The sequence below is a fragment of the Enterococcus sp. AAFC-DPL-5182 genome, assembly GCF_058216605.1.
Genome location: NZ_CM177101.1, coordinates 1,373,224 through 1,391,309 on the forward strand (window position 1 = coordinate 1,373,224; position 18,086 = coordinate 1,391,309).

General features: G+C 35.0%; 16 protein-coding genes. 15 read left to right on the top strand and 1 reads right to left on the bottom strand.

Annotation, left to right across the window (positions count from 1 at the left end; translation table 11 throughout):
* Positions 1-35 precede the first annotated feature (35 nt).
* A complete protein-coding gene (locus AC4BB7_RS06335; RefSeq protein ID WP_490484780.1) occupies positions 36-422 on the top strand; it encodes a RidA family protein in 387 nt (128 codons plus the stop codon).
* 135 nt (positions 423-557) lie between these two features.
* On the opposite strand, the gene AC4BB7_RS06340 is transcribed toward AC4BB7_RS06335, so the two are convergent.
* Positions 558-1,301, bottom strand: coding sequence for a TraX family protein (locus tag AC4BB7_RS06340; protein WP_490484781.1), 744 nt, complete (start codon positions 1,299-1,301; stop codon positions 558-560).
* Between the two features lie 590 nt (positions 1,302-1,891).
* On the opposite strand from AC4BB7_RS06340, the gene AC4BB7_RS06345 reads away from it, so the two are divergent.
* The 14 genes from AC4BB7_RS06345 to AC4BB7_RS06410 all read left to right on the top strand — a co-directional run bounded on the left by AC4BB7_RS06345 (position 1,892) and on the right by AC4BB7_RS06410 (position 18,026).
* On the top strand, positions 1,892-3,016 hold the full coding sequence (locus AC4BB7_RS06345) for a tyrosine-type recombinase/integrase (RefSeq protein WP_490484782.1): 1,125 nt from the start codon (positions 1,892-1,894) through the stop codon (positions 3,014-3,016).
* Between the two features lie 367 nt (positions 3,017-3,383).
* Positions 3,384-4,094 carry a winged helix-turn-helix transcriptional regulator gene (locus AC4BB7_RS06350; RefSeq protein ID WP_490484783.1) on the top strand — a complete coding sequence of 237 codons (711 nt, stop codon included), beginning with the start codon at positions 3,384-3,386 and terminating at the stop codon, positions 4,092-4,094.
* Positions 4,095-4,277: 183 nt separating this feature from the next.
* A complete protein-coding gene (locus AC4BB7_RS06355) occupies positions 4,278-5,609 on the top strand; it encodes a pectate lyase-like adhesive domain-containing protein (RefSeq protein WP_490484784.1) in 1,332 nt (443 codons plus the stop codon).
* Between the two features lie 233 nt (positions 5,610-5,842).
* Positions 5,843-8,293, top strand: a complete 2,451-nt coding sequence (locus AC4BB7_RS06360; protein ID WP_490484785.1) for a hypothetical protein — start codon at positions 5,843-5,845, stop codon at positions 8,291-8,293.
* Positions 8,294-8,314: 21 nt separating this feature from the next.
* A complete protein-coding gene (locus AC4BB7_RS06365; protein ID WP_490484786.1) occupies positions 8,315-8,656 on the top strand; it encodes an LPXTG cell wall anchor domain-containing protein in 342 nt (113 codons plus the stop codon).
* Positions 8,653-9,450, top strand: coding sequence for a WxL domain-containing protein (locus AC4BB7_RS06370; RefSeq protein ID WP_490484787.1), 798 nt, complete (start codon positions 8,653-8,655; stop codon positions 9,448-9,450). The genes AC4BB7_RS06365 and AC4BB7_RS06370 overlap by 4 nt, the downstream gene beginning before the upstream one ends.
* Before the next feature lie 30 nt (positions 9,451-9,480).
* Positions 9,481-10,281: a WxL domain-containing protein gene (locus tag AC4BB7_RS06375; RefSeq protein WP_086312437.1), complete on the top strand. Its 801-nt coding sequence runs from the start codon at positions 9,481-9,483 to the stop codon at positions 10,279-10,281.
* 177 nt (positions 10,282-10,458) lie between these two features.
* Positions 10,459-11,508: a WxLIP family cell surface protein gene (locus tag AC4BB7_RS06380; RefSeq protein ID WP_490484788.1), complete on the top strand. Its 1,050-nt coding sequence runs from the start codon at positions 10,459-10,461 to the stop codon at positions 11,506-11,508.
* A 17-nt stretch (positions 11,509-11,525) separates the two neighbouring features.
* On the top strand, positions 11,526-12,194 hold the full coding sequence (locus AC4BB7_RS06385; RefSeq protein WP_490484789.1) for a hypothetical protein: 669 nt from the start codon (positions 11,526-11,528) through the stop codon (positions 12,192-12,194).
* Positions 12,195-12,204: 10 nt separating this feature from the next.
* On the top strand, positions 12,205-12,960 hold the full coding sequence (gene lepB, locus AC4BB7_RS06390) for a signal peptidase I (protein ID WP_490484790.1): 756 nt from the start codon (positions 12,205-12,207) through the stop codon (positions 12,958-12,960).
* A 40-nt stretch (positions 12,961-13,000) separates the two neighbouring features.
* On the top strand, positions 13,001-13,672 hold the full coding sequence (gene lepB, locus AC4BB7_RS06395) for a signal peptidase I (protein ID WP_490484791.1): 672 nt from the start codon (positions 13,001-13,003) through the stop codon (positions 13,670-13,672).
* A 36-nt stretch (positions 13,673-13,708) separates the two neighbouring features.
* Complete coding sequence (locus AC4BB7_RS06400) at positions 13,709-16,291, top strand: YfhO family protein (protein ID WP_490484792.1); 2,583 nt, start codon at positions 13,709-13,711, stop codon at positions 16,289-16,291.
* Positions 16,292-16,317: 26 nt separating this feature from the next.
* Positions 16,318-17,289: a DUF5067 domain-containing protein gene (locus AC4BB7_RS06405; protein WP_490484793.1), complete on the top strand. Its 972-nt coding sequence runs from the start codon at positions 16,318-16,320 to the stop codon at positions 17,287-17,289.
* Positions 17,289-18,026 (top strand): hypothetical protein, encoded by a 738-nt coding sequence (locus tag AC4BB7_RS06410; RefSeq protein WP_490484794.1) that lies wholly within the window; start codon positions 17,289-17,291, stop codon positions 18,024-18,026. Before AC4BB7_RS06405 ends, AC4BB7_RS06410 begins: the two co-directional genes overlap by 1 nt.
* The last annotated feature ends 60 nt before the right edge of the window (positions 18,027-18,086 follow it).

Consider the following 18,086-nt stretch of genomic DNA (forward strand, 5'->3'; position numbering starts at 1 on the left):
GGATAGTCACAAAACGATTGATAAGGAGAATACTTATGAACAGAAAAAGTTATACAGGAAAAAATGTATCGGTTTCAGGACCATATTCACATGCTATTGATGCTGGAAACTATATTTTTTTCTCAGGGCAAGTTGCTAAAAACAGCACAACTTATGTTGAAGAAACTGGTAGTATTAAAGAACAAACAAAACAATGCTTTATTAATTTACAAGAAGTGATGAAAGCATCATCTGTAGCCCTAGATGATGTGGTGAAAGTTAATGTCTATCTAACGAAAATGAAGTATTTCGAGGATATGAATGAAGTTTATAGAAAAATATTCAAAGAACCTTTTCCAGCTAGAACATGTGTCGGTGTTCAGGAGTTACCATTGGGTGCAGATATTGAAATAGAAGTAGTAGTTTATAAAAAATCTAAGTAATTGTGCCCAAATAGAATCGCCAAAAATATGATAATATTGCTATCTGATCAATTGCGAAACTATTGGATAAACAGAAAAAAGTAACCTAACATATAACGATGTTAGGTTACTTTTTTATTAACAAAGATGTATTCATTAATTGAAGTAAGGCATAATCAAAAACTGCTGAATGCTTGTTAATACGAACAAATGAACCGGATAAAACCAGTAAAAAAAGTACTTCCACTGTTTGCCACGCTTGCCATTATAAAAATAGATTAGAAAGAAAGCGATTGGACCAAACAAGCTATTTTGTAAAAGAATTACTGCTCCTAAAAGACATTTTAATAAACGAAAATCTCTAAATAGATACAAAACGACAATCAATAAAACCCCGATCCAACCACCGTAATCCGTATGGAGCCATTCCGCCAAGAAAATACCAGTTCCGATCAGCCCCAAAGAAAGGATGGTCGTTGCCATAGATCGTGTAGCTAATTTTTTTAACCCAATAATCACAATCAACCCAATCAACAACGTAAAAAAGACATTTTGGCTTCTTAAATCAATAAGTTGGTGCGAAAAAGCTAAATCATAAGGAACCTCAGAAATTAAAGCGAATAGTGCTAAACGTACTAGGTACCGTTTCGTATTTGAAGTATGGAGAAACCCTTCCACTAGTAAAAAACAAAAAATCGGAAAAGCAAGTCTGCCAATTAGAATAAATACTGGAAAAATAGCCTGAAGTGATTCAGCCAAAGGGTCAGGTTCAGAAGCAAAAGGAAGCGACATCGCTAGAGAAGGCTGAAAAGAAATGATTTTCGCCGTGTGATCAAGTAACATGGCAAAAATGGCAATCCATTTCAATTGGCTGCCAGAGAGAAAGTGAGGAGTTTCCAATCGTGTGTCTCCTTTTCTAAAAGTTATTTTGTTGTCTTATTTTACCACAGATAGTTCTATAAATTAGTTGATTATTGAAGAATTTCCTTGAAACAAATAAATAAAAAACTGTCAATAAAAGTTATAGTAAACTCATCATCAACAGTTTTTGGATATTATATAAAAATAATATCGGAATTAGATATATTTTAATTAAATGGTGAAAAAAATAAGATATATTGTTATAATAAAACTGCGCTAAAGTAATGAAGATCTTTCTTGTATGTAGCAGTTATAAGAAAATAATAATACTGAAAATTGTCTAATAGCTTTGATTTCTAGCTACTAATTCATTGTATATCAAAAATAGGAAGCAGTCTATAAGTAAAACATCTGTTTTTTATCATTTTTTTAATAAAATTGATAAAAAAATGAGAAACGTTAGTTGTTGTTTTTGACGAAATATGGAAAATAGATGGATTTTATTCTGATATTTATTCTATATATCCTATTTGCTTCAGTAAAGAGCAGTGAGTGCATATTGGAAAATAGCTTTATATTTTTTAGCCGTCAAATAAGCCGTCAATTTTTTTGGGGAAGGGTGTCGTGTTTTGAGTAGAAAAGGTGAGAACATTTATAAAAGAAAGGATGGTCGGTGGGAAGGTCGATATATGAAAGCGAGAAATGAGCATGGCAAAATTATTTATGGCTATATTTATGGGAAACGATACAGATACGTAAAGGAAAAATTAGCTGAATTGAAAGTTCAGTATTCATTTACTCACAAAAATATTAATTTATATAAAGGAACGGTTCAGGAATGGTTAAATCATTGGCTGAATGTATTGATGCGTAAAAAAATCAAAATGTCCACTTATTCAAGTTATCGTTTGCGCATAGACAAATACATTATTCCCTTTCTAGGAAAAAAGCAATTAACCCAATTGAAAAGTCGAGATATCGAAGAATTTGCCAATTACCTCACTCATATAAATTTATCCCCTTCGACTATTCGTTCGATCATAACTGTATTAAAAAGTGCAATGAACAAGGCTTGTATTGAAAATTACATTCTGTCTAATCCATGCAAAAATCTATTCTTGGCAGCGACCACAAGTTCTGAAATATCAGCACTAAGTATAAGAGAACAGGATAAAATCGAACAAGTTGCGTTAAGGGAAAAAAACTGTTCAGCGGTTATTTTAGCTTTATATACAGGTTTGAGAATAGGCGAAATCAGTGGCTTAAAATGGAGTGATATCGATTTTGAAAAGAATATCATTTATGTAAGAAGGACACTTTATAGAATTCCTAGTACAACAAGCCGTAATAAAACAGAAATTATACTAGCAGAACCAAAAACAAAGAGCTCTAAGCGTTCTATTCCTTTGGCCAAAAATTTAAAAAGCTACCTATTAAATAAGCAAAAAAGTAAAACTTCTGAATATGTAATCTCTTGTAAAGGAAGTTATGCTGAACCAAGGGTCATTAGTTATCGATTCAGCAAAAGCATTGAAGAAGCGGGAATCAGATCTGTTCATTTCCATGTTTTACGTCACACCTTCGCAACAAGATGTGTAGAACAGGGCATTGATATTGCGACATTAAGTAAATTATTGGGACATGCTTCTATAAAATTGACCTTAGATACGTATACAGATTCTCTTTGGGAAAATAGAAAAGCAGCTGTTTCGGTGATTGATAACAAACTTAGCATGGATTCTGTTACTTCATAAATACAAAAAGTTCCAGAACAAACGAATAACTCGTTTGTTCTGGAACTTTTTTACAAATTGACGTTGCACGATTATATGTTTTTTAAGCCGTCAAAAAATGGTCAATATCATTCTAAAGTCTAGCTAAATCACCATAAAATTGTCTTTTTCTTATAACTGCTACATTCAAGAAAAAAGTTTAGTCATTTTTAGATACATCGCCGTTTTGTCCATTTATTAAGCCCTTAATGAATAGACGCATTACCTATTATAATCGTAAATTTAGAATTTCTAAACTCTAAAGTCTTCAATGTTTGCAGAAAGTTAAGGTCCAAAGATTAAATCAACAAAAAACATAGAAAAATGATGGTAAGGGAGGGCATCAACAATGTATGTGATTGGGTACATTGCATCAAATAATGAAATAAGTGAGCAACATACAGACCTATTTGAATTGCTTCGCTGTCAGGTTCAAATGATCAAAAAAGAAAAAGTCGTTCAACTCCTTGAACAAGATAATAACCTATTACAACATATAGAAACGTTGATCATTGAAGAAAATAGTCTAAGTGATTTTAATTTGGTTTGTGAATTGATCATGAACTTACGTAAGCAAACGACAGTACCACTTTGGATTTTAACATCATCTGATTATACAAATCGAACGAATCGAATTGTCTATTTGCAGCTTGGAGTAGATGGCATTTTCAATAAAGAACATGGATTAGATGAACCTATTTTAATGATGAGAAATCTATTGCAGCGGCATAAGCGGCAGGAAACACCAAAAAATCCAATGATCAGTGAACCTGTCGAGTTTAAACTGATACCGCAGAATTTAAGTGTCAGCTTAGATGATGGAGAGGAAGTCAACTTAACGAAATTAGAATTTTTAACTATTGAGTATTTACATAAACATGCCCGAAAAACAATGACGTACGAAGACATTTATAAAAATGTCTGGAATGACAGTTATGGAAATAGAAAGTATCGCGTATCTAATTTAGTCTTTCATTTACGAAGAAAACTGGAGTCAGACATTGAAAAACCAAAATACATCAAAACAATCCGTTCCAAAGGGTATATGCTGAATGTTTAGCGTAAAAAGATAGTAATGATTTAGGAGGAAAAGACATGCGTAGATATTTGATTTTAGTTAAGAAGGTCATTTGCGAAACAGGCTAGAATTAACGGGCTAAGTCAATTGTTGCTCGTTTGTCTGGAAAGGAGGGAAAGAGTGGAACGTTTCGTAAACGATATAAAATTTTAGGAGGAAAAAGATTTGAAAAAAACACATGTATTGAAAAATGGGTTACTGACATTGGCAGCGACTCTTGCACTAGGAGCAGTAGTATTAACAGTACCAACAACAATTTCAGGAAGCCCAATTGTGGCTTATGCAGCGGAGGAAACAGCTGAAGTATCAACGATTGCCGAATTTGAAGCAGCTTTAAAAAATCCAACGATCACTGTGATCAATGTGAATCAGAGCATTCAATTCACTAAAAACATCACAAATATTCCTAATCGTGATTTAACGATCAACGGAAATGCGGATAAAGGTGTCGTGATTAATTCAGCTCACAACTCTATCTACGGGAAACAAAACACAAAGGGTAAAAATCTAGTAACAATCACTAACGCGAACATCGTTGGTGCTGATAGCGATGGACGTTTCTTTACAGGAGGATCTGGTAATGGACCTTCAAGTTATGGTTGGGATGTTTTAGCAAAAGATGTTACGTATACAGGTGCTCGTTTTGTTCACCTTAGTGAAGGAAAACTAACATTTGACGGAACAAATAATATTACTACTCGCGCAGAAAATGCTTGGGTTCACGATTTAGAATTCAAAGCTGGTTCTACCTATAATGGTATTGCTGCGAATAAAGACCATGGTCAATTTTCAGCATTCTACTTCAACGGTGCTTTGATTAAAGGCAAAGCAACTGGTGAAGCAATTATCGGTGATAAAGCAAAAGTAAATGTAAAAATCGGACCACAAAGTAATGTTAACCATTACTATCCAGTTTTTTATGACAAAGTTCAAAAAGTAGATGTTGGGACAGATGCGTCACTTGATGTTGATGCAGCTGGGGTTGCTTTCCAATTTATTCCTCGTGCAGATTACGTGAACAAAGTACCAACGTTCAATTTAGCTGCTGGAAGTAAAGTTCACTTGAATGGCCGTGGTGGTGGAAACTATGCAACGATGAAATTACAATACTACGGATCAGAAGTAAATGTTTCTGAAGGTGCTGAATTAGTGGTTACTGGTAACAGTTCAAAAGCTGTTATTGAAAGTGAATATAAAGGTGCGGTAATCAACTTAAATGCGCCTGAAAACTTTGAAGTAACAAATAAAAAAGCAAATTCAAAACTGTTCTATTCAACAAATACAACAATCAATGCAACAGATGTAAGTGAAGTAGCAACATGGGCTCAAACTGGCGGCGAATATGAATACACACCAGTTTATTTAGACGCCGGAGATTTTTCACTGAACTTTGGTAAAATTTGCAACAGTAAAACATTATCTATTACAGGCGATTTATCACCTAACTTTGCTTTAGAGAATTATGGAAAAATTTCTTTAGTTGGCGGCGGTGCATAATTTTTCTGTTCAAAATACGAAGCTATCAACAAGTATAGTTTAAGGTAAAGTTTTGTATAAATAATGAAATACGAATTGAGGACGTTGGGGAAATTTTTTGAATGACTTCACTGGAAAATGAATTTCTCTGGCGAGTCAACAGAGAATCTTCCCAACGGTCTTATAGAATAAGCATACGTCAACTGTAATTTATCGTTAGTTTAACTTAGTTTGTTTGCTAAGGAGGTGGAAAAGTGAAAAAAAATAAGTGGAGAGCTTCCATAGCCATAGGGTTCATGTTACTTGGAATCTACTATATAAATTCAAGTAAAGATAAGGCTATATTGGCTGCCCCAGAAAATTACAACGATATCTTATTAGCTCCAGGTATTAATATCGCAAATGGAGTAGGAACTGAGACTGAAATTCCAGGAGATTTTGGTACAATGTTCAAACTGACTAAAGACGTTAGTTATGAAGTAAAAGGATTAAAAGATCCGGTTAATGATGTACTCGTAAAAACAGGTTCAGGAATAAATGATCCAAAAGCATCCAAAGTATTTAGATTTAGTCCTGATAATATTGCCTCTGAAAAAAGTGTTTTGGTAAAAAATGCTGGACTTTACAATGGGCGAAGTATTGATTTAAAGCTAGTGATCGATAAAATGGATATTTCCCCAGATGAGACGACTGGAAAATACCCATATGTAAACTTTATGGCGGTAAATTATAACGATAAAGATAAAACGGATGAGTTTCCATCAACCAATATAAAGGTCTGGAACGAAATGTTTTTGATGTTTGGTAGTGCGACAAGAAGCAGCTCAGGATTTAATGATGCGTACGCCATTGGTGACAAGGTAGACTACCACTATGAATTTTTTGATCATGAAACAGGTGCTAAAGTCGATTTTCACGGCACTTGGAACTTTAATAATATTAATGGTCTGAAAGCAGTCACAACGGATTTTGACGGGGATTTTAGTAATCTATATGTGCTGAAAGATACGTGGATCGGTTATTTGAAAGACACACCAACAGCAGGAAAACTTGAACTTTACGGTACGAATACAACCGTTAATAGTGAAAGAAGTCTTTTGACCCAGCTATTTTCAGGGAAAACTTTTTATACAAGTCTAGAACGTAGAGCGGCAACAACGAGCGTAAGACCAAGTCAGATGGTGGTAATGTATGGAACGCAGTCTCTTGCCAGAATAGCACCAGCTACTCCAATAGTCTATGGAGTAAAAAATGAGGCAACGCATACCGACGCGAGCTATCTAGATTTAACGTATTCAATCCTACAAACAATTCCTGATAATAAAATTGAAAATAGAGATGACTCATTCAAAATCGAAACGGAAGTACCAAGCTTTTACGATATTGATGTATCTGCTATTAAGGTTTTTGAATATGGTACAGATAGCGATTGGACTAGCTTATTCAAAATAGAAAAAGATCCAAGCAACGCAAGTAAATTAATCTTAAAAGCGGATTTATCCACTGCTGCCAATGCAGAGAACTTTAATGGGAAAGTCTTTGATATTAAGATAAAAGCAAAAACAAACACTTCCTTTAATTTTAATAAAAATGATACGGCTTATGGATATCAGGGGAGTGGAGCTGACAATGGTTATATGACTTTTGAACTTGCAGGTCCCAAAACAAGTGCATCCTATACGTATACAACTTCAAGTGGAGGTACTTTAAGCGATACGCTAGAATCAAAAATTATTGATGGACAAACAAAATCAAAAGTTCTTTATGAAGGTGTGCCCAATGCGGATTCCAAAGAAAATATCAAAATACCAGTCGGGGCAAATTTGACAACTGACTATCCTGATCCAGGAGATTCATTTTTAGAGAATATTCGTGTGGACACTGAAAATCTAATAGATCAGCCAGTTGTTGTCACCTACACTAAGGGAAAAGCATTACCTGATACATCCGTTCTTGGCGAAACAACATTATGGTTAACGTTAACAACTGCTAAAAATGTTACAAAAGATATTGAAGTGAAAGTAACCATTGTTCCGACAGCAGCTGAATTACGTGTTAAATACAAAATTAATGGCAGTTATATGACTGATAAATACCCAGATTATGTTGATTCGACTCAAATGATCGGTGCTCCAATCAACTTAAAGCAGATCAAGCAAGTGACAGATAGACTTGCAGCTATCACAGAAGCTGGCTATACACAAACAAATACGCCAACGGAAGAATTTACTCTTTCAGTTAGCGGTAATACGGTCATTTATGAATTTGAAGGAGCATTATTCCTTGCATCTAGCCCAAGTTTATTAGATTTTGGAATTGAAGAGGCGAGTTATAAAGCGATTCGTGTGAATGAAGCAAAGCTTGATAAAGCCTTGATCATCAAAGATACGCGAGCAATTAAACAGAAATGGACACTTTCTGCAAAGCTTACGCAAGATTTTACTTTGACTGAGACAGGTGGTACCAAAAAAGTACTTTCAGGTATTTTACGTTATAACGACGGCACAGATGAAGAAAAAAAATTCAATCTTGCAGAAAATCGTGAGCTATTGGTAGACGAACATACAACAAGCACGGAGTATGATGTGAGTAAAACTTGGAATCCAAAAGGCAAAGGATTTAAGCTAGATGTGCCAGGAGATGCTGTTAAAACACTAGGAAAATATCAAGCAAAAATTGAATTTACAGTAAATGCAACGCCTTAAAAGCAAAGGAGAGACAATCAATTGATCATAAAAAAAGTAAAAGTTAATGTTGCTCTGGTTTTCCTTGTTTTTGTAGGCTCTATTTTTACTGTGTTCTTTACTCCAGTTTATGGAGAAGAAGCAGCTGTACAGACAAATGGGGAAATTGTTTTTACCAAAGAAAGTACAGTGCCAACGAATGAATCGTCCAGTGACTCTAGTGAAATACCAATAAAAAAGCCTGATGGAAGATTTCCTTCAACTGGAGAATTGATCATAAAAAGTTTGTCAGTAAGCGGACTGGCTCTAGTCATACTAGTACTCGCTTTTTACCTTTTCAAAAGGAAAAAAAAGACTGATGAGAAGGGCGGCCAAAGCCAATGAAAAAAAGAACATGTCTAATTCTATTTTTGGGCGTCGCTTTATTTTTGTCTGGACAATTTGACCAAGTACAAGCAGTAGACTCTCGTGTTGGTGGAGCTGAAATAGATCTTAAACGTTTTAAAGAAACTGATTCTGTGATTCGTGATCCTGAACATCCTGAAATACAAGTCGATCCAGGGGAAACACCGCAGACAGAAGGCGATTTACGAATCGATTTTGTACCAAAGTTGAACTTTAGTACAGTGATGATTTCCGATAAAACTGCTGTATTCCCAGTTAATGCCCAATTGTTTCATGATCAAACTGAGGCGAGAGGAAATTTTATTCAAGTGTCAGATTATCGTGATGATTCGACTGGCTGGACGCTGCAAGTTAGACAGGAACAGCAATTTAAACATACGACAAAACAAGGAGCCGACTTAAAAGGTGCAGTGATCTCTTTAGATCAAATCTGGACCAATTCAACAAAAAATCCATCCCTTTCACCCAGTGTTTCAAAAGAAGTTATTCACATGAGTAACATTGGAGACACCTATAATTTGGCGCAAGCACAGCCAGAAAAAGGCTTTGGGACATGGAGCATCATATTTGGTGCATCAAAAGAGAATGAAAATGGTCGTCCAAATTCACTTCAAAAGCGCTTAGATGTTTCCGGAAAAGAAATAGAAGATCCGATTTTTAAAAAGCCTGTTTATAGTAATCAAGCGATTACACTTTCTGTTCCAAAAGAGACAGAAAAAGAAGCAGGTGCTTACTCAACGGTGTTAACTTGGATATTAGCCGAGTTACCATAGATATCACACAAAAACTAGGAGGAAATACAAATGAAATTAACACACAAATTAGCTGGTACAGCATTACTAGCAGCAATCGCAGTAGCAGCAACAGCTCCAGGAGTAACAAAAGCCGCAGATCCAGCAGCACCAGGTGTTGGAGAAGGAGAAATTGAATTCACAAGTAAAACTTACGGCACCTATGATACTTCTGGTGTGGTACCGCCAAACTATACGAGCCAATCAACAATCGACACAGATAGTACAGCGTTATTAGATGGACCTTTCTTAGTGCAAGGGATGTCTAAATTAGTCTTTAACTCACAATCTGCTACAACAGGTTCTGTAACATCATGGGCTAAGCCGACAACAGCGAATGCCAATACAGTTGGTGCAACAGACAAAGTTGATGGTCGTGCAAACTGGGTTCAATTCAAAGATGATCGTCAAGTAGATGACCATGGTTATGAATTGAAAGCCGTTATTTCTCAAAACTTCCAATTTAACGATACAGCAAAAGGCAAAATCAGAAATATCAATGGGGCTCAAATTACTTACGGAAATGCCAATTTAGTTGCTGATAAAGACAATGAATCATTGAAACCTTCTTCAACAGGTCTTAACAAAGCAACGACTGTTAATGAAACAGGTTCAGAATTAATCTTTAAAAACACAGAGGAAACAAAAGGTCGTGGACGTTATGCTGTTTACTTTGGTGACGCAGAAGATGCGACTCAAAAACCAGAAGAGTCCGTTAAATTAGAACTTCCAGCTAACCAAGCAGAAGAAATCATGAATGGTAAATATGTTGCTAAAATTACATGGACTCTTGAAGCAACACCAAAACCATAAAGTAAATCACTGATTTTTTAATAAAAAAAATGAGTTGAATAAACAGTAGAAGTAACCCCTTTGGAAAGAAGCTTGAATTGCTCTGAATCGCAATAAAGAATGCAAGGACGGTGTTCCTAAGGGGAACTACTTCTATTCTCTAGTTAGTGAAGGAACAAGAAAGGACAAATCAATCAGATGAAGAAAAGAATCAAATTAGGCCTATTTTTGTGTCTATACATAGTAGTGCTTCTTGGATTTTCTACTCCTGCATATGCAAATCTACAGTTTACATATGAAGCAGTGAAACCAGAAAATCAACAAGGAGAATTTGAATATTTTAATTTACTTATGCAGCCCGGCCAAAAGCAAACGGTAGAAGTACTATTATCCAATCGTGCAGATGAAGAACAAACAATCGAAGTTGGCTTAAATGGTGCTAAAACGAATTCTAATGGGGTATTAGAATTTGGGCCAAGTGCAATAAAAAATGATGCTTCTTTGAAATATGATTTTAAAGATCTAGTGAAAGGACCTAAAGAAATAACCTTAGCTCCTAAAGAAACCCAACCTTTAAAGATCGAAATAACGATGCCTCAAGCAAGTTATGATGGGAAAATCGTTGGAGGTATCCATCTAAAATCTAAAGCATCTAAAAAAGAAGAGGAAGAAAATAAAAAAGCTACAGGAGTTATCAATGAATATGCCTTTGTAATCGGCATGGTACTGAGCGAATCTGACACTGTGATAAAACCAGAGCTAAAGTTGAATAGCGTTTACGCCGGTTTAGCTAATTACCGGAATAGTATTTTTGCCGATTTTTCAAATACTAGTGCTGATTTTGTCAATAATATGACGGTAGAGATGGAAGTAACAAAAAAAGGATCAGAAGCGGTTTTATATGATATAAAACGAGCTGACATGCGGATGGCGCCAAACTCGATGATCGATTTTCCATTAGAAATGAATGGTGATCAGATGGAAGCTGGTGATTACAAGGCACACATTGTTGTTACGAGTGGTGAAGAAAAATGGACTTGGGATAAGTCTTTTAAAATCACGAATGAAGAGGCAGATAAATACAATGCACAAGATGTTACATTGATTCAAGAAAGAGGAATTGATTGGAAATTGATTGCGTTGATTGCAGGTGGTGTTTTTGTTGCTTTCTTAGCTATTTTCTTTACCGTTCGAACTCTTAACAAGAAAAAGAAAGTCAAAAAGAGAGGAAAGAAAAAGCGTAAATAAGAGAGGAGATCAAAGTAGTGGTTTTATTAGATTGGTTTTTTATTGGTTTGCTTTCTTTGGCAATACTTTGTTTTCTACTGTTGCTTTTTTGTTTCTTCTATTTTTTAGCAATCAAAAAAGAATTAACAAAGAAGCAATGGCATAAGCGTCCTAAAACCAAAGCCAAAAGAAAAAAATGGCTGCAAGCAAGAAAAACTTTGGAAAGGCGAAAGAAGCGCTATGCCGGCAATAGTTTTATTTTGCTAGTTGTAATGGTCATTTCAACAGGCAGTGCCTTTTATGCACGATATTACCAACTGACCAATCTAACGTCAGAAGATGCAAAAGTGGTTGTTCAGGGGTATTTGTTAACAGAAGATTTAAAGGAGCAAATGGCAACGATCAAAGCAGGCGGTAGTGTTGAAAAGGTCTATCCACAATTTCAAGAAGTAAGCGCGCTATTAGTCTCATACGGAAATCGTCCAGTTTCAGGTGGTTTGTCGACGGAAGGTGCAAAATTATTAACACGCTATTATGTATCTATGAAAAATGTCGGGTTAAACTTGTCTACTTTAAGCCAAGAACAAATCGAAAAACATGAGACGATCGATGCCTATTTGAAAGATATCGAAAGAATAAATGAACGACAAAAAGCAGTTTTCAAGTACTTCAAAGTCAACGAGTCAGCGCTGAAACAGAAAAATTAGGAGACTCACGATGAAACAAAGGATTACGACTTCTAAAAAGGAATTATCGAATAAAAAAAGAAAAGTAAAAAGTAATCAAACAAATCAAGAACAGCAAAAGAGAAGAAAAAAAAGTCCTGCTATTACAAGCAGAGATGACCAATCCACTTCGAAGAAAAAAAGACGTAAGCCATCAAAGACTGTATTATCTAAAAAGAAAAAAAGAATGGTGAAAAGACGAAAAAAGCAACGACGCCAATTTTATCAGGAAATCGGTGTCAGTTTTTTTCTGCTACTGTTGTTTTTTGTTCTCTTTCAATGGGTATTTTTTAGTCTACCAAAAGTGAATGGCTATGGAATGACCACGACCTTGGATGATGGTGATCGTCTATTTGTCAGCAAGCGCAGCCAAATTAAGCGATTCGACTTGGTTTATTTGAGACAACCAGATACAAAACAAGTCATGGTCAGAAGAGTAATCGGTCTTCCAAATGAAGAGGTTGCTTATGAAAATGACCAATTATTGATCGATAAAAAACCTGTGATAGAGCGTTACTTGAAAGCTGAAATCAATGAGGCGGTCAAAGAAAACCGTTTATTGACTGAAAACTTTACATTGACTGGCTTAACAAATGCCAGAACATTGCCCGAAAACAGCTATTTTGTATTAGGAGATAATCGACATTATGCAGCTGATAGTCGTGAATTTGGCTGGATCGAAAAAAAAGATATTTTGGGAGTTGTTAAGGCGAGAATAATGCCATTTCATCATATGACTCAATTTTAAACGAAAATCGTGAATGGACTACATAGTGGGAGGGCATTGAGTGTCTACATATAATACACGTTTCCAACCAACAAAACAAAGAGTTTTAACGAAAAAAAAACGACGAAATTACTCAAAAGAAAAAAGAGAGAAATTATTAAAAGAGCAACAGATTAAAACTAAACGAACCGTAAAACAACGTGATATTTTTTTCTTACTGATCTTGATCTTTTGTTTTTTCTTTTTATTCCAGAATAAGACGCATCAAGTATCTGGATCATCGATGTTCCCTACTTTGGAAAATAAAGACCGCATTATTGTAAGAAAAGGGCGCATTCCAGCTCGTTATGATTTGATTACATTTGATCCGAAAATGCCGGATGCCTCCAGTTATGTGAAACGTGTTATCGGTATTCCAGGGGATCAGTTATGGGCAGATAAACAGGCGATTTACCTTAGACCTCAAAAAGCAGGCAAGTGGACATTGAATACGGCAAATCCAATTCCAGCGGAGGATTTACCAGATAGTACATTAAAAGTCATGGTCAGTGATGAAGTGTTTCAAGAACTTCGAGATATCCACAAGATTCCAGAAGGAAGCTACTTTGTCTTAGGAGATAATCGAAGTGCTTCAAAAGATAGCCGAACCATGGGATTGATCAAGGAAAAGCAAATTGAAGGAGTGGTGACCTATCGCTATTATCCACTGGATAAAATCGGTCAAGTAAAGTAAGAAAATAAAGCGTGAATTTATAGGAGGAATGACCATATGAAAAGAACTGATTGGATAAAACAGAAAGGCTGGGCTTTACTTTTAAGCATGCTTTTGCCTATGGGAATCATGTGTTTTGTTTATTTTCTTCTAGGTATTTATCCAGGAAGTGAGAAAACGATTTTAGCGAGTGATGCATTGTCACAAACGTCTAATTTCTTTGCAAGCTTGAATAATACACTACATGGGAAACAGAGTTTCTTTTACTCTTGGTATGGTTCTTTAGGTCTGAATTATTGGTCTTTTATGGCCTATTACTTAAATGGTATTTTTAGTCCGTTGGTTTATTTTTTTGATAATAGCCAAGTGCCTGATGCACTTTACTTCATTATTTTGTTGAAATTTGGTGCAATCGGCAGCTCATTTTGGGTGATGAGTGAGCAACTTTTTAAGTTGCCTCAATGGAGTAAGGTCATACTGAGTGTTAGTTATGCGCTTAGTGGTTTTGCAATTGCGTATTCTCCTCAGCAAATGTGGTTGGATGGGTTGATTTATTTACCTTTAGTGATTTTAGGGATTCATCGCTTGATGGATCAGGGCAAACCAACCGTTTTATTTATCAGTTATCTTTTATTATTTTTATCCAACTTTTATATGGCATTTATGATTGGAGTATTTTCTTTTCTTTATGTTTTTTGTCGCTTTTTGACTAAACCTCAAGCATACAAGAAAAGTTTGATTCCTTATTTGATTACGTCATTGTTGGCAGGTGGTGCTTCGATGGTTACGATTTTGCCAACGTTGTTTGATTTAAAAAATAATGGTGAAAGCTTAACTGAATTGAAGCAGTTTTTTACAAAAGGTACAGATATTTGGGATATACCTGTTAAGACGATGGTGGGTGTTTATGACACAAGTAAATACGGTAGTGCCCCGTTTCTTTATTTCGGGTTGATCGGTTTGGTTTTTTGTTTGTTTTATTTTGTTAGTCCTAAATTTCCTTTGAAAAATAAAGTGTTGTATGGAAGTCTGTTTCTGTTACTAGTAGGAAGTGTATATATTGAGCCGTTGAATTTATTTTGGCACGGATTTCATTCACCAAATATGTTTTTATTTCGATTTAGTTTTCTGTTTTCGTTTTTAGGTTTATTGTTAGCAGGATTTGCTTGGGAAAAGGTTACGAAAGAAGATACCAATCACTTAGTCAATATTGTGATGGGCTTGATTTTACTATACGTGGCAATTATTTTTTTAGCGAATCGAAAACGGTATGATTTTTTAGATAAAACATCGATTTCAGCAACAGTTTTCTTTTTACTTATATACCTTTCAATCTGGTTTATCAACGTAAAATGGCCTAAAAATAAAATGCTTTGGCTAATGGTTTTATCTATAAGTTTCGTTGGTGAGATAACGATCAATACACAGCGATTAGTTTCAGGAATCAATGAAGAATGGCACTATCCAGAACGGGTAGCGTATGATCGAAACTACTATGATGTAAATCAGTTGGTTGAAGCGACACGGAAAGAAAATAATACATTGTATCGTTTAGCCAACTTAAATAGTAGTTCTAGAAACGAAAGTTTTTTATATGGCTATAGCGGAGTTTCAATGTTTTCATCTATCCGAAATCGTCATTCGTCTATGTATCTAGATGAATTGGGTTTTCGCTCTAATGGTACAAATTTAACGATACAATATGCAAATAATACCTTAGTGATGGATGCTTTACTGGGAATCAAATACAACATTTCTGAAAAAGATCCACAAAAATATGGTTTTACATTAAAAGAAACATCTGGCAAACAAAAGCTATATGAAAATCATTTAACATTGCCTTTAGGTATTTTGACTGATCAAGGAATCTATAAAAAAAATGCAGTAAAAAATCAGTCAGAGTTGATACAATATTTAGCGGATCAAAAAGAGCAGTTGTTTTATTTTTCTGAAGCAGAAATGATCAAAGAGGAAAATGTTCAAATCGAAGACAAGGGTTCTTTTCTTTATTATTCCAAAACAGTGCCAAATAAATTACGAAAAATGACCTATTCAATAAATGTTCCAGCGCGTTCACAAGCCTATTTAAGTTTATATGGAAGAGGAATGGAAGTTGAAGCAATCACTAAAGTCAATGGACTCGAACAACGTTCAGGTCTTGAAGAAAATGGTCAATATTATAATCTTGGTTACTATGAAAAAGCCGAAAAAATCCAAGTTGAAGTAAGCTTTACTGGAGAAGGTGTGGTTCATTTAGTGAAACCAACAGCTATGTTTATGAATGTTGATGTTTTTGAAAAATCTGTTCAAGCGATTCAAAAAAACGGTGTTTCTTTTGAGACCAGTGGAAGAGTAGCACAAGCGGATGTTGACCTTGATAAGGAGCAAGTTGTGTTGACAACAATTCCCTATGATAAAGGTTGGAGTGCTTATATTGATGGAAAAAAAGTAAGGATCCCCACCTTTAAAGATGCCTTTTTGGCACTGCCTGTACCTAAAGGAATACATACCATTAAATTTGTTTTTTTACCGCAAGGATTTAAAATCGGTTTTAGTTTATTTATCGGCTGTGTTACTCTATTTATCTTTTTTAATAGGTGGATCATTAAAGATGGTAGAAAAAAGATGAAGTGGTTATAAGAGTGGGAAGGGAAAAGGAGTTTAAGATGCAAAAAAAAATTATTGGGCTAGGATTCATACTACTGCTCGTTTTAAGCGGTTGTTCTGCGAAACTATCAGAAAAAAAAGAATCATTTGACGGGAAAGGAATCGATTATACGTTTCAATTACCAAGCACATGGGAAAAATCCTTAGATTATAAGGTGGCCTATAGCAATGAAGCCATTTTTGGTGCAAAAGATATGAAAAGTAATTCAACTTTGGTTGTAATGTCTGAAAGAAAAGAATCAATCGATTTAACTGACTTTGGCAAAAGAATCCGAAAAGAATTAAAAAAACAATATAATTACAAAAATGAGTCAGATATTTTTATGAAAGAGTTTAAGGTTGGAAAATATAAAGGCTATAAGTATACCTTGGATACACTTTTCGATAAGCGTGCTACTTGGTTACATCTATATTATATTGAAACGGCACACGGAATGGTTCAGTTAAATTATTATTCAGCAAAAGATGGTAATTATGAAAAAAGAGCTGAAATCATCGATGAGTCAGCTCGCTCTGTAAAAGAGGTAAAAGATAATGGATCTAAAGCTGATACAGAAGACGAAGAAATTGTTTTTGAAAATGATGAGCTGACGTTATCATTGACAGGTGTTATGAATGTGGTAGGAGAAGCGGAGCAAAAGCTTGTGGCACTAAGGTATACAATAACAAATAAATCAAAAGAGCAATCGATCAAAGCAGATAAATGGGATACCACGATCAAGGTAACACAAAACGGAAAAACATTGACGCAGGGAAAAATAGCGCAAGATAATACAATTTTAGATATTCCTAAATTGATCGAACAAAAAAATGAAATAATTCCCCGAGAAGGATCTCTAGAAGGCGTGACGTTATATGAATTAAAAGATGATAGCGATGTTTTATTGATTCCTGAAAAAACTGTTTTTAACAATGCCAAGGACATCCCAATTGTGGTATCCAATGAAGCTGTGCAAGGAGAAGGGAAATAATGAAAAAAAAAGCTTTTCTATTTACTTTGACTATCCTACTAGGTCTATCCATAATTAGCGCTTGTTCCTCAAAGAAACAAGCAACTAAAGTTGAGCATCAAAAACTAACATGGCATGAAGCACGAGAAAAGCCATTCGGAACTTTTGATTATCCTAAAATCACAGAAAAAGAAGCATTAACTACATTAGAAAATAAGTTTAAAGTACGCGTTCCAAGTCTTATTGAGCAAACAAAAGAGATGCTTAAAAATGACGTGTCCATACAAGGAATGGTCGAAGGCGCCCCAGAATATACAATGTATGCTTCTGGAGATGAATTAAAAGTACGTGGCTATTACCCGTTGAATGAAGGAACTGAGTTGAAAGTTTTTGCATTGATCGACTTAAAATATACGTTTGATAAAGAAAAAAAAGAAGTACGTTTAGCTACTCAAAGTCTTGCAATGACAACGTATGGTGACAAGAGCACATATCCTAAAGATAATTTTGATGAATTATTGGCAAAAAGTGCAGAAATCATCGATTTGCCCAAAAAACTAACAGCCCGCTCGATTCAAAACTTTAATGAGGATTATAAGGAATTGGATAAACGTCCAACGTCTTCAAAAGCGGTTGTTTATAGCAATGATAAAGAAGCTGTAGGAAAAAAGAAAGTTTCCCAAGCCCTTTTGGGTGGGTTCGACAATAAACAAGAGTTAAAAGAAATTTATGCGACGATTGTTGATTATACGGAATAATTTTTTGAAGAATACTGAAGGGGCAAACGCCTCTTTGTAACTTGCATCTAAAAAAGAATG

Coding starts and splice junctions, on each gene's coding strand:
- AC4BB7_RS06335 (WP_490484780.1), top strand. CDS start 36: ATGAACAGAAAAAGTTATACAGGAAAAAATGTATCGGTTTCAGGACCA.
- AC4BB7_RS06350 (WP_490484783.1), top strand. CDS start 3,384: ATGTATGTGATTGGGTACATTGCATCAAATAATGAAATAAGTGAGCAA.
- AC4BB7_RS06370 (WP_490484787.1), top strand. CDS start 8,653: ATGAAAAAAAGAACATGTCTAATTCTATTTTTGGGCGTCGCTTTATTT.
- AC4BB7_RS06375 (WP_086312437.1), top strand. CDS start 9,481: ATGAAATTAACACACAAATTAGCTGGTACAGCATTACTAGCAGCAATC.
- AC4BB7_RS06380 (WP_490484788.1), top strand. CDS start 10,459: ATGAAGAAAAGAATCAAATTAGGCCTATTTTTGTGTCTATACATAGTA.
- lepB (WP_490484790.1), top strand. CDS start 12,205: ATGAAACAAAGGATTACGACTTCTAAAAAGGAATTATCGAATAAAAAA.
- AC4BB7_RS06400 (WP_490484792.1), top strand. CDS start 13,709: ATGAAAAGAACTGATTGGATAAAACAGAAAGGCTGGGCTTTACTTTTA.
- AC4BB7_RS06405 (WP_490484793.1), top strand. CDS start 16,318: ATGCAAAAAAAAATTATTGGGCTAGGATTCATACTACTGCTCGTTTTA.
- AC4BB7_RS06410 (WP_490484794.1), top strand. CDS start 17,289: ATGAAAAAAAAAGCTTTTCTATTTACTTTGACTATCCTACTAGGTCTA.